Source organism: Streptomyces sp. HUAS TT7 (assembly GCF_051550175.1).
Classification (GTDB): Bacteria; Actinomycetota; Actinomycetes; order Streptomycetales; family Streptomycetaceae; genus Streptomyces.
In genome coordinates this window covers 1,213,777-1,229,282 of record NZ_CP196175.1, presented here as the reverse complement: position 1 = coordinate 1,229,282, position 15,506 = coordinate 1,213,777, and the positions used below count along the sequence as shown (strand labels likewise).

7 protein-coding genes are annotated in these 15,506 nt (G+C 71.0%); 4 read left to right on the top strand and 3 right to left on the bottom strand.

The window, feature by feature from the left end:
• Positions 1-74: 74 nt before the first annotated feature.
• From ccrA to ACSHXC_RS05300, 3 genes are read right to left on the bottom strand one after another with little or no spacing between them, the layout of a single operon-like run.
• Positions 75-1,424: a crotonyl-CoA carboxylase/reductase gene (gene ccrA / locus ACSHXC_RS05310; RefSeq protein ID WP_438290430.1), complete on the bottom strand. Its 1,350-nt coding sequence runs from the start codon at positions 1,422-1,424 to the stop codon at positions 75-77.
• 53 nt (positions 1,425-1,477) lie between these two features.
• Positions 1,478-3,307 (bottom strand): ABC transporter ATP-binding protein, encoded by a 1,830-nt coding sequence (locus tag ACSHXC_RS05305; protein WP_438290428.1) that lies wholly within the window; start codon positions 3,305-3,307, stop codon positions 1,478-1,480.
• Positions 3,285-5,093: an ABC transporter ATP-binding protein gene (locus ACSHXC_RS05300; RefSeq protein WP_438290427.1), complete on the bottom strand. Its 1,809-nt coding sequence runs from the start codon at positions 5,091-5,093 to the stop codon at positions 3,285-3,287. Before ACSHXC_RS05300 ends, ACSHXC_RS05305 begins: the two co-directional genes overlap by 23 nt.
• A 379-nt stretch (positions 5,094-5,472) precedes the next feature.
• On the opposite strand from ACSHXC_RS05300, the gene ACSHXC_RS05295 reads away from it, so the two are divergent.
• The 4 genes from ACSHXC_RS05295 to ACSHXC_RS05280 all read left to right on the top strand — a co-directional run bounded on the left by ACSHXC_RS05295 (position 5,473) and on the right by ACSHXC_RS05280 (position 15,326).
• On the top strand, positions 5,473-6,504 hold the full coding sequence (locus ACSHXC_RS05295) for a GDP-mannose 4,6-dehydratase (protein ID WP_438290426.1): 1,032 nt from the start codon (positions 5,473-5,475) through the stop codon (positions 6,502-6,504).
• A 406-nt stretch (positions 6,505-6,910) separates the two neighbouring features.
• Complete coding sequence (locus tag ACSHXC_RS05290) at positions 6,911-9,802, top strand: helix-turn-helix transcriptional regulator (RefSeq protein ID WP_438290425.1); 2,892 nt, start codon at positions 6,911-6,913, stop codon at positions 9,800-9,802.
• Positions 9,803-9,821: 19 nt separating this feature from the next.
• Positions 9,822-12,620, top strand: coding sequence for an AAA family ATPase (locus tag ACSHXC_RS05285; RefSeq protein WP_438290424.1), 2,799 nt, complete (start codon positions 9,822-9,824; stop codon positions 12,618-12,620).
• A 3-nt stretch (positions 12,621-12,623) separates the two neighbouring features.
• The gene (locus ACSHXC_RS05280; protein ID WP_438290423.1) at positions 12,624-15,326 is read left to right on the top strand and encodes an AAA family ATPase; all 2,703 of its coding nucleotides are present in this window, start codon (positions 12,624-12,626) and stop codon (positions 15,324-15,326) included.
• Positions 15,327-15,506 lie beyond the last annotated feature (180 nt).

The following is a 15,506-nucleotide window of genomic DNA, read 5'->3' as shown; positions in this document are numbered from 1 at the left end:
CTATGTGCCGCGAACAACTCGCCCACCACACGCTGTTCCGGCCCCGCGTCTCGTACGCGGGGCCGACGCAGCGGTCAGCGGAACCGGTTGATCGCGTCGAGGTGCTTCGCGCGCATTTCCTCGTCCCGCACGCCCAGTCCCTCGGTCGGGGCCAGGCACAGCACGCCGACCTTGCCCTGGTGGACGTTCCGGTGCACGTCGTGGACGGCGAGCGCGGTGTCGGCCAGCGGGTAGGTGCAGGAGAGGGTGGGGTGGATCTTGCCCTTGACGACGAGGCGGTTCGCCTCCCAGGCCTCGCGATAGTTGGCGAAGTGGGTGCCGACGATGCGCTTGAGGTGCATCCACAGGTAGCGGTTGTCGAACTCGTGGTGGTAGCCGGAGGTGGAGGCGCAGGTGACGATGGTGCCTCCCCTGCGGGTGACGTAGACGGACGCCCCGAAGGTCTCCCGGCCGGGGTGCTCGAAGACGATGTCCACGTCCTCACCTCCGGTCAGCTCCCGGATGCGGGCGCCTAGCCGCTTCCACTCCCGCGGGTTCTGGGTGTGCTCGTCGGTCCAGAAGCGGTAGTCCTCGGCCGAGCGGTCGATGATCGCCTCCGCTCCCATGGCCCGGCACACTTCGGCCTTGCGCTGACTGGACACCATGCAGACGGGGTTGGCGCCGCCGGCGAGGGCGAGCTGGGTGGCGTACGAGCCCAGGCCGCCGCTGGCGCCCCAGATCAGCACGTTGTCGCCCTGCTTCATACCGGCGCCGTTGCGGGAGACCAGCTGACGGTAGGCGGTGGAGTTGACCAGACCCGGCGCGGCGGCCTCCTCCCAGGTGAGGTGGGCGGCCTTGGGCATGAGCTGGTTGGCCTTGACCAGGGCTATCTCGGCCAGGCCGCCGAAGTTGGTCTCGAAGCCCCAGATCCGCTGGGCCGGGTCGAGCATGGTGTCGTCGTGTCCGTCCGGGCTCTCCAGCTCCACCGACAGGCAGTGCGCCACGACCTCGTCGCCGGGTTTCCAGACGTTGACCCCAGGGCCGGTGCGCAGCACCACGCCGGCCAGGTCGGAGCCGAGGATGTGGTAGGGCAGGTCGTGCCGCTTGGCGAGCGGCGAGGTGCGCCCGTAGCGCTCCAGGAAGCCGAAGGTCGGCAGCGGCTCGAAGAGGGACGACCAGACCGTGTTGTAGTTGACCGAGCTGGCCATCACCGCGACCAGCGCCTCGCCGGGTCCCAGTTCGGGCATCGGCACCTCGTCGACGCGCAGCGACTTGCGCGGATCCTTGTCCGCGCCGGTCATTCCGCGGAACATCTCGGTGTCCTCCTTGTGGACGGTCACGGCCCTGAAGGACTCTGGCAGGGGAAGCGCGGCGATGTCCTCGGGGGTGTGGTCGGGCGCGCTGATCGCGGCGCGCAGCTCGCTCAGGGCATGGCTGTCGGGCATGGTGGATCGGCTCCTTTCGAGCGATTCGTCAGGTCGTACGGTGCGGTGCCGGTTCAGCGTGGTGAGGCACCCTCCAGCCCGGCACCGGGCCCCACGGCCGAGTGGAGACGGGCGTAGGCCCCCGCGGCGGCCAGGAGCTGGTCGTGGGTGCCTTGCTCGACGATGCGGCCGCCTTCCATGACGACGATCAGGTCCGCGTCGCGGATGGTGGAGAGGCGGTGGGCGATGACGAAGCTGGTGCGGCCCGCGCGCAGCGAGTGCATCGCGCGTTGGATGAGGGCCTCCGTGCGGGTGTCGACGGAGCTGGTCGCCTCGTCCAGGAGCAGGATCGAGGGCCGTGCGAGGAAGGCCCGCGCGATGGTGATGAGCTGCTTCTCGCCCGCGCTGACGTTGGTCGACTCCTCGTCCAGGACGGTGTCGTAGCCGTCCGGCAGGGTGCGGATGAAGCGGTCGGCGCACATGGCGCGGGCGGCGGTCACGATCTCCTCGCGAGTGGCGTCGGGACGTCCGTAGGCGATGTTCTCGGCGATGGTGCCGGAGAAGAGCCAGGCGTCCTGGAGTACCAGGCCGATGTGGGAGCGCAGGTCCTCGCGCGTCAGGGTGGTGATGTCGGTGCCGTCGAGGAGGATGCGTCCCGCGTCGGTCTCGTAGAAGCGCATGAGGAGGTTGCCCAGGGTGGTCTTGCCCGCGCCGGTAGGACCGACGATCGCCACGGTCCGGCCGGGCTCGACGGTGAGGGAGAGGTCCTCGATGAGGGGGGTGCCGGGGGAGTAGCGGAAACAGACCTTCTCGAACTGGACTCTTCCGACAGCCTTTTGGAGTCCGGCCTTTTGGAGTCGCGCGGGGCGGTCTGGGTCGGGTCTTTGCTCGTCCGCGTCCAGGAGTTCGTGAATCCGCTCCGCGGAGGCGAGGGCGGACTGCAGGCGGGCGGCGATGCCGGCGACCTCGACGGTCGGCTGGCTGAACTGCCGGGAGTAGAGAACGAACGCCTGGACGTCGCCGACGGACAGGGCCCCGGCGACCACGCGCAGCGCACCGACGACCGCCACGATGACATAGCCGAGATTGGCGACGAACATCATCGACGGCTCGATGGCACCGGAGACGAACTCGGCCCGTGCGCCGGCGCGGTAGAGGGCTGCGTTGTGCTCGTCGAAGGCGCGCTCGGCCTGCTCGCGCCGTCCGAAGCCCTTGACCAGCGCGTGACCGGTGTAGACCTCCTCGACGTGGGCGTTCAGCGCTCCGGTGGCGGACCACTGACGGGCGAACCGCGGTTGCGCGCGATTGCTGATCCGGGCCGCGAGTACGGCGGACACCGGTACACAGGCCACCATGATCAGTGCCAGCAGCGGCGAGATGACGAGCATCAGCACCAGCATGCTCAGTACGGAGAACATCGCTGTGATCAGCTGGCTGAGGGTCTGTTGGAGGGTCTGCTGGAGGTTGTCGACGTCGTTGGTCACCCGGCTGAGCAGCTCACCTGCCGGGTGGCGGTCGAAGTACCGCAGCGGCAGGCGGGCGAGCTTGGCCTCCACCGACTGGCGCAGCGCGAAGGCCACACGCTGTACGACGGCCGCGACCAGTCGCCCCTGGAGGAGGGTGAGGAGGGAGGCGGCGGCGAAGAACACCAGGGCGATCAGCAGCACACGGGCGATCCCGTCGAAGTCGACTCCGCCGGATCCGGATCCATGGGTGTGCCGGATGCCGTCGAAGACGAGGTCCGTGGCCTTGCCGAGGAGCATCGGGCCCGCCGCGTTGAGCGCGACGCCGCCGATGCCGAGGGCGACCGCCACGGCGACCGGGGCGCGGTGCGGTCGCAGCAGTGCCAGCGTGCGGCGGGCGGGGCCATGCCGCCCGCGGCTAGAGCTGTCCGCCGAGCCCATGGGCGGCCTCCCGAGGGGTCGTGGCGGTTCCGGTGTCCGGGCCGGAGCGGCCGTAGTGGCCGGTGAGCGCGGTGAGTTGGGATCGGGCGATCTCCCGGTACGCCGTACTGGTGCGCAGCAGCTCCTCGTGCGTTCCGGTGGCGGCCACCCGGCCCGCGTCCAGGACCACGATGCGCTGTGCGTGCTGGACGGTGCTGACGCGCTGGGCGACGGTGAGTACCGTCGCCCGGGAGATCTCCGGTTCCAGCGCGGCCCGCAGCGCGGCGTCCGTGGCGTGGTCCAGCGCGGAGAAGCAGTCGTCGAAGAGATAGATGTCCGGCCTGCGCAGTACGGCGCGGGCGATCGCCAGGCGCTGCCGCTGTCCGCCGGACACATTGGTGCCGCCCTGCGTGATCGGTGAGTTCAGCCCCTGCGGCAGGCGCTCGACGAAATCCCGGGCCTGCGTGATCTCCAGCGCGTGCCAGAGGTCGTCGTCGGTGGCGTCGGGGTTGCCGAAGCGCAGATTGCCGGCGACGGTGCCGGAGAAGAGGTACGCCCGCTGCGGGACGAAGCTGACGGTGCGGCGCAGCACCTCCGTGTCCAGTGTGCGGACGTCGACGCCGCCCACGTGGACGCGGCCCTCGGTGGCGTCGAAGTGCCGCAGCACGAGATTGAGCAGCGTGGTCTTGCCGCTGCCGGTGCTGCCGAGGATCGCCACCGTCTCGCCGGGGCCGGCGCTCAGATCGATCCCGCTCAGCACCGGCTCCTGCGCTCCCGGATACCTGAACCCGGCGCCGTACAGGGCCAGTTGGCCGGTCTCGGGCACGGCGCGTACGGGCCGCGGCGGTGTCGTCACGCTCGGCTCGGTCGACAGCACCTGCTGGATACGCTCGGCTGAGACCCTTGCCCGTGGCATCGCCAGACACACGAAGGTGACCATCACCACCGACATCATGATCAGTGTCAGATAGCTCAGGAACGCGCTGAGCGCACCGAACCGCATCGCCCCGGCGTCGATGCGGTGTGCGCCGAACCACACCACAGCCGCCATGAAGGCGTTCAGTACCAGCAGCACGACGGGAACGATGGTGGCCAGCATGCGGCCGACGTGCAACGAGATGTCACACAATTCGGAATTGGTGCGGCCGAATCTTGCGCCTTCGTGGCCGTCGCGCACAAAAGCTCGTACGACGCGGACTCCCGTGATGCGTTCGCGCAGCAGGCCGTTGATGCGGTCCAGGTATTTCTGCATACGGTCGTAGAACGGATCGGTGCGGCCGAGAATGAGGCCGAATGACATTCCGAGGGCCACCATCAGCATCACCAGGAGCAGAGAGAGCGGAATGTCCTGCTGGAGTGCGAGCGCGATGCTCCCCAGACACATCAGGGGCGCCGACACGACGACGCCGAACGCGGACAGCACCAGCGTCTGCACCTGCTGGACATCGTTGACGGTGCGCGTCATCAGCGACGGAGTGCCGAACTGCCCGACCTCGCGCGCCGAGAAGTCCAGCACCCGGCGGAAGACGGCCGAGCGCAGGTCGCGGCCCATCGCCATGGCCGTACGCGCGCTCAGCGACACCGCACCCACGGACGCCGCAACTTGTACGAGTGCCACGGCCAGCATGCCCAGGCCGGTCCGGGTGATGTAGCTGCTGTCGGCCTTGACCACGCCGTTGTCGATGACCGCTGCGCCCAACGTCGGCAGAGCCAAGGTGGCCAGGATCTGGGCCAGTTGCAGCAGCCCCAGCAGGGCGATGAAGCGCCGGTGGGGACGCAGCTGGATTCGTAGGAGTCTGAACAGCACCGGGCGACGCTCCAGGAGACGGGCAGGTCCGGTCGGGGCGCGGATGAGGCGCCCACCGGGCCTGGGCGGGGCACACCCGGAAAGTGCAGCGCACCTGGCACAGGAAAATCCGTAGTGTCCGGTGGCGGGGTGACGCGGGCCGTACCGGATGCGGCGCCACCTCCGCACAGGCCAAGAAATGACGGTGGTGGGGACTCCGGAATTCCGTAGTGTTCCCGAAATTTCTTGACACCGCGACCGGCCGCTTGGAAGCGTGCGCTTACCCGGCGTCCGGACCGCGGCGTTTTCGACGCCATTCGACGCCAAGTGGCCAACATTTCAAGTAGCAGACTCGGCTCTGCGTTTGGGCGGTCTGTTCTGTGCGGAGGAAAGGAATGAGATGTCCAAGCGTGCGCTGATCACCGGAATTACCGGGCAGGACGGCTCCTATCTCGCCGAGCACCTGCTCGCGCAGGGGTACCAGGTGTGGGGCCTGATGCGGGGTCAGGCGAATCCCCGGAAGTCGCGGGTCAGCCGGCTCGTCTCCGATCTGTCCTTCGTCGACGGTGACTTGATGGACCAGGCCAGCCTGGTATCAGCTGTCGACAAGGTGCAGCCCGACGAGATCTACAACCTCGGCGCGATCTCCTTCGTGCCGATGTCCTGGCAGCAGGCCGAACTCGTCACCGAGATCAACGGCATGGGCGTACTGCGCATGCTTGAGGCGATCCGCATGGTCAGCGGCCTGAACGGCTCGCGCAACGGCGACGGTGGCCAGATCCGCTTCTACCAGGCGTCCTCGTCGGAGATGTTCGGCAAGGTCGCCGAGACCCCGCAGTGCGAAACCACCATCTTCCGGCCGCGCAGCCCCTACGGCGTGGCGAAGACCTACGGGCACTTCATCACCCGCAACTACCGTGAGTCCTTCGGCATGTACGCGGTCTCCGGCATGCTGTTCAACCACGAATCCCCGCGCCGTGGAGCGGAGTTCGTGACCCGGAAGATCTCCCTCGCGGTAGCCCGTATCAAGCTCGGCTACCAGGACAAGATGTCCCTGGGCAACCTCGACGCCGTGCGCGACTGGGGTTTCGCCGGGGACTACGTCCGCGCCATGCACCTGATGCTGCAGCAGGACGAGCCGAGCGACTACGTGATCGGCACTGGCCAGATGCACTCGGTCCGCGACGCCGTCCGCATCGCCTTCGAGCATGTGAACCTGAACTGGGAGGACTACGTCAGCATCGACCCCTCGCTGGTGCGCCCGGCCGAGGTGGAAATTCTCTGTGCGGACGCCGAGCGCGCCCGCACCCAGCTGGGCTGGGAGCCCACCGTCGACTTCCCCGAACTGATGCGCATGATGGTCGACTCCGATCTGCGCCAGGCATCCCGCGAGCGGGAGTACGGGGATCTGCTGCTGGCCGGCAGCTGGTAGTCCGCCCGCGCCCACGGGATACCTCGGCGCACGGAGTGTGCCCGGGTGTGTCCCGTACCGCTTCGACACGGCGACCGCGCCGCCACGCGGCGCCAAGGACACTACGGGATTTCGCGTAGTTCTCCCTGTGGAATGGGTGTGTGCAACACAAGGCCGGCGACCGACCGCCGTATCCCGGCGGACCGGTCTGGCACCATCGCCAGGAGGAGGCAGCAGGGCCACGACGACCGCCGCGGAAGGAGTTCCGCGGACGTGGAGCCCGCGTGACGAGGAACGTTGCTGGCCAGGGGTTGCGTAGATCATGTACTCTGGCGCACGTCGGACATCACCATTTAGAGTGATTTGTGGTGCGATGTGGTGATGCCCGTCACATGCGTTGTGTCTCCGAGGTGCGAGGAGTCCCAGGGTGCGGAGCCAGAGCGTAGATTCTGACTTAGGCGGCGCCTTGGTCGGCCGAGGCGATGTCGTGCGCGAGCTCAACCGCTGTGCCCGCAATGCGCGTTCCGGGCGCGCGTGCTCGGTAATCGTGACCGGCCCTGCCGGAATCGGCAAGTCCGCCCTCCTGCACGCCTTCCTCAGTGGGCAGGCCGGTCGGCACGCGACGGTTCTGCGGGCCGGCTGTGAGGAGGGTGCGTCGAGCGCATCATTCAGCGGGGTACGCGCCCTGCTCGGCTCGATCGCGCAGGGCACCCCGCTTGAAGGAGCCGCCCGCCACGCCCTGCCCGCCCTCACTCCCGGTGAGTCGCCGCACGCCCCCGCTGTCCAGCACACCTTCCACGGCCTGCACTGCCTCGTGCTGGACATGCTGAGCCGCCGCCCGCTCGTTCTGGCCCTGGACGACATCCATCACTGCGACGAACTCTCCCTGCGCTGGCTGGACTTCCTGCTGCGCCGGTCCGACGGCCTCCCCCTGCTCGTCGTCCTCACGCAGCAGGCCGAGGCCGCCGCCCTCACCCGCCGCGCCCCGGTCCACCACGCCCTGACAGACCTGGCCACCCACCGCCGCACGACGACGCTGCGCCTGCGACCGCTGACCGAGCCGGATGTCGCGGAGATCGTCCGCGGGTTCTTCCCGGCACCCGCCGCCCCCGTCTTCCTCGCTCGCGCGCGGGCCGCGACCGGCGGCAACCCCCGCCTTCTGGGCCGGCTGCTGCGCGAACTGCGTGCCGAGGGCGCCGGTCCGGACGTGGGCGGTGCCGACCGGATCGCCGAGACCGGCGGTCGAGTCCTGGCGTCCTGGGCACGCGAACTCCTGGACCGCCGGCCACCCTGGGTCGAACAGGTCACACGGGCGGTGGCGGTCCTCGGCGCGAGCGGGACCGACCACGTCGGCGCCCTGGCCGCCGTCCCCGCCGATGTCGTCGCGGACGCGCTGACGGTGCTGCGCGAGGCAGGACTGCTGGTGCCCGGTGGCCGGCACCTGGCGGACGGCGCGGTGCGAGCCGCGGTACTGGCGCCCCTGGACGCCCAAGCGCTGTCGAGCCTCCACACACGGGCAGCCCTGCTGCTGAGCGACGCGGGCCGACCCGCCGAAGAGGTCGCCGACCACCTCCTGCACGTGCGCTCGATCCCCGAACCATGGATGCCGGGCGTGCTGCTGGAAGCCGCGGCCCGCGCCGAGCAGGTCGGCGCCCCGGAAGCCGCGGCCCGCTACCTGTACCGGGTGTTGGAAGTGGACCCCGACAGCGTGGAGGTCCGCTTCCGGCTGGCCAGATCACTGGCCGAGACCGCCCCGCCCGAGGCCATCGGCCTGCTCCGCGAAGCGCTGGCGCCGAGTGTCGACGTACGCACCCGGGCGCGGATCGCCGCGCAGTTCGGCACGACCGGCCTGGCCGCACGCGAGATCTCCGTCGCCCTGGACATCCTCGAAGACGTCCTGGACGCGCTCGACGCCGAACTCGGCCCCGACCCCCTGCCCGCCGACCGCGAACTGCGGACGCTCGTCGAGTCGGTGCTCCTGATCGTCGGCTCGCACGGCCGCAGCACGTTCGCCGCGACACGGAAGCGGGCCGCGGCGATGACCCTGCCTGAGGGCGACACCCCCGCCCAGTGCCAGAAGCTGGCGGCCATGGCCGTACTGACGGCACTCGACGACCAACCCCCCGAACCGTCCGTGAATCGCGCACTGCGCGCCAGCTCCTGCCTCCAACTGCCCCTGAAGAGCTGGTCCCTGATCAACTCCGCCATCGTCCTCGACCTCGCCGACCGCACCGATGACGCGCTTCGCGCGCTGGACCGCGTCCTGCGCCACGGCCGGGAGAACTCCGCCGTATGGACCTATGCCCTGGCCCTCTCCATCCGCGCCGGGATCCAGCACGGCCTGGGAGCGCTCCCGGACGCGCTCGCGGATGCCAGTACGGCGGTCCAAATCAGCAGCGCGGAACGGTGGGGCGAGGTCATGGTCCTGCCGCGCCTGGCCCTGGCGGGCGTGCTGGTGGACCGGGGCGAGGTCGCGTCCGCCGAGGCGCTGCTGACCGGCATCGAGCCCGCCCGGCGTGAGGAGTACGTGTGGACCTACCACCGCTACCTGATGGCCCACGGCCGAGCCCGCCGCGCCTTGGGGGACGCGGAGGGCGCACTGGCACTGTTCCGTGAATGCGGCAGGTCACTGGAGGAGGCCGAAGTGCGCCACGCGGCATACCTGCCCTGGTGGGTGGAGGCGGCCTGCGTACTCGCGGAGCTGGGCCGCGCGGAAGAGGCCCAGGAGCCCGCCGCGCACGGCACCCGGCTGGCACGACAGTGGGGCACCCCGCGCGTCCTCGGCCTGGCCGCCCTGGCCCGCGGCGTGGCCACCCCCGGTGACGGCGGCGTGGAACTGCTGGGCGAGGCGGTGCGCGAACTGGCCTCCTCGCCGGCCCGCGTCGAGCACGCCCGCGCCGAACTCGTCCTGGGAAAGGTCTTGTTGGCGGACGGCGACCGACCCGCCGCGCGCGAGCACCTGCGTGCCGCGGCCGGTCTCGCCCAGCGCTGCGGCGCCCTCGCACTGGGCCAGGATGCCCGCGCCGCCTTGGTGGCGGCGGGTGGCCGCATGCGCAAGATGACCGGCTCGCCCCTGGACCTGCTCACCAGCATGGAACGCAAGGTCGCCAGTCTCGCCGCCGGCGGCGCAGGCAACCGCTCGATCGCGCAGTCGCTGTACGTCAGCCTACGCACGGTCGAGATGCATCTGACCAGTGTGTACCGCAAGTTGGGCGTCGCCGAGCGCGCACAGCTTGCCGAGGTTCTCCGCTCCTCGGGCGTCCGCGGAGCTCGGGCGCCACGGTCGGCACCGCGGCCAGGCGGACAGGGCTTTGGGTGAGCGGACCGAGGAGGCGTCTGTGGCGGGACTGAACGACGAACAGCCATACGCTGGGTTCCTATGGGCGGGGCGTCGACGCACCGACTCGTCCCTGCTCGAACGCGAGCAGGAGCAAGCAGAGTTGACGGAGGTGGTGGCCGCTCTCGGCGAAGGCCACCCTGCCGTCGTCTCGGTGACCGGCCGCCCCGGCTTCGGCCACAACGCCCTGCTGCGCTGGACCGCCCGGCTCGCCGAGGAGCGCGCGGTACGCGTCCTGCGCGTCAGCGGCTCCCCGGCCGAACGCGACCTTCGGCACGGAGCCGTCATCCAGCTTCTCACCCAGCTGGGTGAGGTGACTGAACGCGCGCTTCGGGTACTGCGCGAGTACCGCGAGCCGGACGGCCTGCCGGGCCTCCTCGAACTCCTGCACACCACCCGCCGCACACCCACCCTCGTGACGGTGGAGGACGCGCAGTGGCTGGACCCGGCCTCCCTGCACTGGCTACAGGCCATGGTGCGCCGCCTGTCCGCGGGCTTCCCCCTCGTACTGCTCGTCGGCCGCACCGGCACCGACCCGCACGGCCCCGACTGGCTGACCGACACCGCCCCCTCCGCACGGCTGACCCGCCACCTCACCGTCCGCGCGCTGAGCCCCCGCGCGGTCGCCGCCCTCGCTGAAATGATCTTCGGGGCCCCCTGCGACGAGCCGTTCGCCGCCGCGGCCACCCAGGCATCCCACGGCAGCCCCGCCGTACTGCACGCGGCACTGCACTGCCTGGCAGACGCCGGTCACCGCCCCACCGCCGACCTCATCCCGCAGCTGCACACTCTGATCACCGGCATCATCGGCGAGCGCGCCGGGCGCGCCCTGCGGAGCCTGACCGACGAGGCCACCGCCGTCCTGCGCGCGCTGGCCGTCGGCGGCGACCTGCTGGACTTCACCCTGATCTGCTCCCTGGCCGGGCTGCGCACCGCACGAGAGTCCCAGCTGCGCGCGGCGCTGGAAACAGCCGGCTTCACCGTCCCCGACGGCCCCCATGAACGCATCCGCCTGCCCGTGGTCAGGGCCCGCATCCTGGAGGACACGCCGACCGACGAACGCGCCGCCCTGTATGCCCGCGCAGCCCACCTCGCCCACCGGACCGGCGCCGGCGACGAGGACATCGCCCGCTTCCTCCTCCACGCACCCCCCATCGGCGAGCCCTGGGCGGTCCAAGCCCTGTACGGCAGCTTCGGCGCCGCCATGCGCCGCAGTGAGTTCGCCCGGGCCGCCGCCTGGCTGAACCGCGCCCTCGACGAGCCCCAGCACCCCGCTCAGCGCGCGCAGACCAGCCTCGACCTGGCCGGCGTCGAGGCCATGACCTCCCCCGAAGCGAGCGACCGCAGGCTCGCCACCGTCGCCAACAACCCGGGCGAGGGTGAACGCTGGGCCCAACTGCGCCTGCAGGCTCTGGACATGGGCCTGGCCCGCGGCGACGCTGCCTGGGGCAGCCGGGTCGCCACCCAGGCCCTGGCCACCGCCCACGGCAGCGAGCGCGACGACCTGATCGCGCTGTACTGGTACGCCGCCCAGGCCGGGCCCGAGGCCGCCGACGTCCCCGCCGCCGGCGTCCCCGCCCTGCCCCAACACCCCCTTGTCCCCGCTCAGGCCGGCTTACGCGCCGGACAGCTCGCCGCCCGCGGCGAGCACCGCGAACAGGCCGCGGAGCTGGCCCGCCGGGCTCTGGAAGCAGGCCACGACGCACCCGTGATCCCCCGCCTGGTCGCCATCAGAGCACTCTGGCTCACCGACGCCGCCACCGAAGCCGAGGACCACCTCGCCGCCATCGTCGCCGAACTGCGCCGCCGCCACCGCCGCCCCACGCTCGCCCGCGCGCTGGTTCTGCACGCCGAACTGCACATGCGCGGCGGCCGCCTGGACGCCGCCGAACGCGCGGTGAACGGCGCCGAACGGGCGCTGCCCGCCGCTGCCTGGCACCCTTTGGCCGTCCCGCACCACATGGCCGTACGCACCGCCATCGCCCTGGAGACCCGCCAACGCGACCAGGCCCGTGCCCTGTACGACGCCCCGGTACCGCCCGGATCCGAATGCGGCGTCCACTGGCCCTTCCTCGTGTTCACTCGCGCCCGCGTGGCCATCGACGAAGAACGCTGGGCCGAGGCCGTCGAACTGCTCAAAGAGACCGGAAGATGGCTGCTGCGCAGACAGTGGATCAACCCCGCCGTGCTGCCGTGGCGCTCGCTGGCCGCCAGAGCCTGTCTCACCCTCGGCGACCGGGAACAGGCCCAGCGCCTGATCTGCGAGGACCTCACCCTCGCCCGCCGCTGGGGCGCCCCGAGCGCACTGGGCCTGGCCCAACTGTGCGCCGAATCCCTCGCCCCGCGCGAACCGGCCGCCGGACCCCGCGAATTCACCCCCGTCCCTCGCGGGCCCAACCAGCTCGCCCATGCCTGGGCCCTGGCCGACATCGCCACGGAAGAGGCCACCAACGGCGACCGCACCACCGCGGCCCGTCTGCTGACCGAACTGTCCCGCCACACCGTCACTCACACCTCCAGCCGCTTGGCCGAACGCGTGCGGTGGCTGGCCACCCGGCTGGAACAGACCGCCACGCTCGACGACGACTCCACCCTCCCCAAGGAGTGGGCCGTCCTCTCGCCCGCCGAGCGGCGGACCGCCGAACTGGCCCGCTGCGGCCTCGGCAACCGCGAGATCGCCGAACAGCTCTCGGTGAGCCGGCGCACCGTCGAGCTGCGGCTGAGCAGCACGTACAAGAAACTGCGCATCACCTCACGCCAGGAGCTCCGTGCGCGGAGCCGGCCGATGGAAAGGACATGATCGATGCTGCTTGAACGGGAATCCGAACTGGCCCGGATCGGCACCGCAGTGCGTCAGGCACAGGCGGGCCGTTCCTCCGTACTGCTGGTGACCGGCCCTCTGGGCATCGGCCGGTCCTCCCTCCTCGACGAGGCCGGCACCCCTCCCCCCGACAACTTACGGGTGTTACGGGCCAACGCCGCCCCCATCGAGCAGGACTTCGCCTTCGGCATCGTCCACCAGCTCCTCGGCCCCCTCTTACCCGACGGCCTCCCCACCCCCGGCGACCACAACGTCCCCGCCTCCGAAGCCGTCCTGCACGGCCTGCGGTCGATACTCGCCGAAGCCTGCGCCACCACCCCCGTACTCCTCCTCGTCGACGACCTGCAGTGGGCCGACCTTCCCTCCCTGCGCTGGCTCGCCTACCTGACCCGGCGCACGGACGGGATGCGCGCCGCCCTCGTGTGCACCCTGCGTGACGGTGAGCCCCGAGCCCAGCACCCGCTCGTCGGCGACCTGGCGGACGCCGCCGACATCCTGCGCCCCGCCCCGCTCTCGCTCGACGGCACCCGGGCCCTGATCCACCACCAGCTGGGCGAACCCGCCGAGGACAGCTACGCCCTCGCCTGCCACGACACCTGCGCCGGCAACCCCCTCTTCCTCCAGTCCGTCCTGCGCGACCAGGCTCTCAACGGCCACCGCCCCACCGCCGAACAGGCCGACCAGGCCCGCACCGTGTGCCCCACCCAGCTCCGCGACCGGCTGACCAGCTGCCTCCACACACAGCCCGCCCCCGTACGCGACCTGGCCGCGGCCATCGCTGCCTTCGGCGACCACGGCGAGCCCGAGCTCGTCCGGCGCCACGCACGACTGGACACCATCGGCTACCAGCGGGCCCTGCGCGCCCTGCACCGCCTCGGCCTGCTCGCCCCCCACGACGACACCCCACGCTTCCTCCACGATGTCGTACGCCACGCCGTCGACTCCGCCCTCACCATCGCCGAACGCGAACGCTCCCGGGACGCCGCGGCTGAAATCCTCCACCAGGCCGGCCGCCCGGCCGAACACGTCGCGGCCCTGCTGATGGGGGTCATCGACACCCAGCGCCCGTGGGCCATAGGGGTGCTGAGGACGGCAGCGGACGCCGCGCTGTGCCGCAGTGCGCCGCACGCCGCCGCCCGCTACCTGCGGCGCGCCCTGCTGGAGAGCACCGCGGGCGACGGCGAACGCGCGCGCCTGCTGATCGACCTGGCCAAGGCCGAACGCGGCATCGACCCCGCCGCCTGCGAACGCCACATCAGCCAGGCCGTCCGCCTGCTGTCGTCGGCCACCGACCGGGCCGCGGCTACCTTGCTCATCCCGCCCAGCTTCCTCGGTGACGCAACCTCCTCGGCGGTGGACCTGCTGCGCAACGTCTCCGAGGACTTCGAGCCCACAGAGCCGAGCCAGAGGTGTCCCAGCGATATCGCCCTGCGCCTGGAAGCGCGCCTGTGGCAGGCCGGGCACGAGAACCCGGCGGAGCTGACCGGCGCGGTGGAACGCCTGCGCTCACTCGGCACCCCACCCCCCTTGGACACCGGCGGCGCCCGCGAACTGGTGGCCGTCCTGAACAATGCGGGGGTCCTCTCAAGTGCCCTGCCGGCACCGGAGGTCGCAGCCCTGGCCGGACAGATCCTGGAACGCGAGCCGGTGACCTCCGAACCCGCCCGCATCGCACTACCGCTGGTCGCGGTGGCCCTGTACGCCGCCGACGCGGTGGAAGGCATCAACACCCGCCTGTCCTGCGAGCAGCACACCGAGCGCCCGCATGCGGGGGTGCACGCCGAGAACGCCCTGATCCAGCTCGCCTGTGGGCGCCTGACCCAGGCCCGCGAACAGGCCGACCGGGCCGCCGGACTGTCCGACGCGGACTGGCGCGTGCCAACCATGGTCGTCCGGGCCGCGGTGGCCATGGAGTCCGGCAACATCCAGCTGATCGAACGTCTCCTTGAGGACCCCGGGAGGTGCTGGCCGGCCAGCCTCGCCATGACGGCCATCCGACAACTCCTCAGGGCCTCGCTCGTCGCCCGCCGCGGCCGCGGCGCCGCCGCCCTGAAAGCCCTCTTGGCCTGCGGCCGCCAACTGGAATCGGCCGGCTGGCGCAACTCCATCCTCTTCCCCTGGCGGCCCCGTGCCATCGTCCTCCACCACCGGCTGGGCGAGACCTGGCCGGCCCTGGTCCTGGCGAAGGAGGAACTGACCTGGGCGCGGCAGTGGGCGGCTCCCGCCGCTCTCGGCCGTGCCTTGCGCCTGAACGCCCTCCTGCCCGGTGGAGGCGGCGAATCCGCCCTGCGCGAGTCCGCCGAGATCCTTCGCACGTCCGCCAACACGCTCGAACTGTCCCGTACGTTGCTCCAGTTGGGCCGGACTCTGGAAAACGGCAAGGAGGCGAGGACGGTGCTGCGTGAGGCCGTTGATCTCACCACCGCCTGCGGCGCCCCCTGGCTGACTGAGCGCGCCCGCGCGGCCCTGGGAACCGCCGCCCCCAGCCAGGAGGCACCGCTCACCCAGGGCGAGCGCAAGGTTGTCTCCCTGGTGAGCCGGGGTCTGACCAATCAGGAAATCGCCGATGAACTGGGCGTGAGCACGCGTGCGGTGGAGAAGCACCTGACGTCGTGCTACCGGAAGTTGGGCGTCTCAGGGCGACGGGAGCTGCTCGCAGGCCAGAGCGCACTCGGGTCGCACTGAGTGCGCCGTGAGGAGCGTCTCTTACGGTGCGGGGGATACCGGCGGTAGGAGTTCCGAGTGTTCGGGGAGCCGAAAGGTCGAGGCGGACCGTACCGTGCGGGAGTGTGAGACCACAGGATTAGGGGTGGGGCACGGGTCAACGTTGACGCTTGTTCAGATCGGTCCTTAGTGTCAATTGTG

Coding starts and splice junctions, on each gene's coding strand:
- ccrA (WP_438290430.1), bottom strand. CDS start 1,424: ATGCCCGACAGCCATGCCCTGAGCGAGCTGCGCGCCGCGATCAGCGCG.
- ACSHXC_RS05305 (WP_438290428.1), bottom strand. CDS start 3,307: ATGGGCTCGGCGGACAGCTCTAGCCGCGGGCGGCATGGCCCCGCCCGC.
- ACSHXC_RS05295 (WP_438290426.1), top strand. CDS start 5,473: ATGTCCAAGCGTGCGCTGATCACCGGAATTACCGGGCAGGACGGCTCC.
- ACSHXC_RS05280 (WP_438290423.1), top strand. CDS start 12,624: ATGCTGCTTGAACGGGAATCCGAACTGGCCCGGATCGGCACCGCAGTG.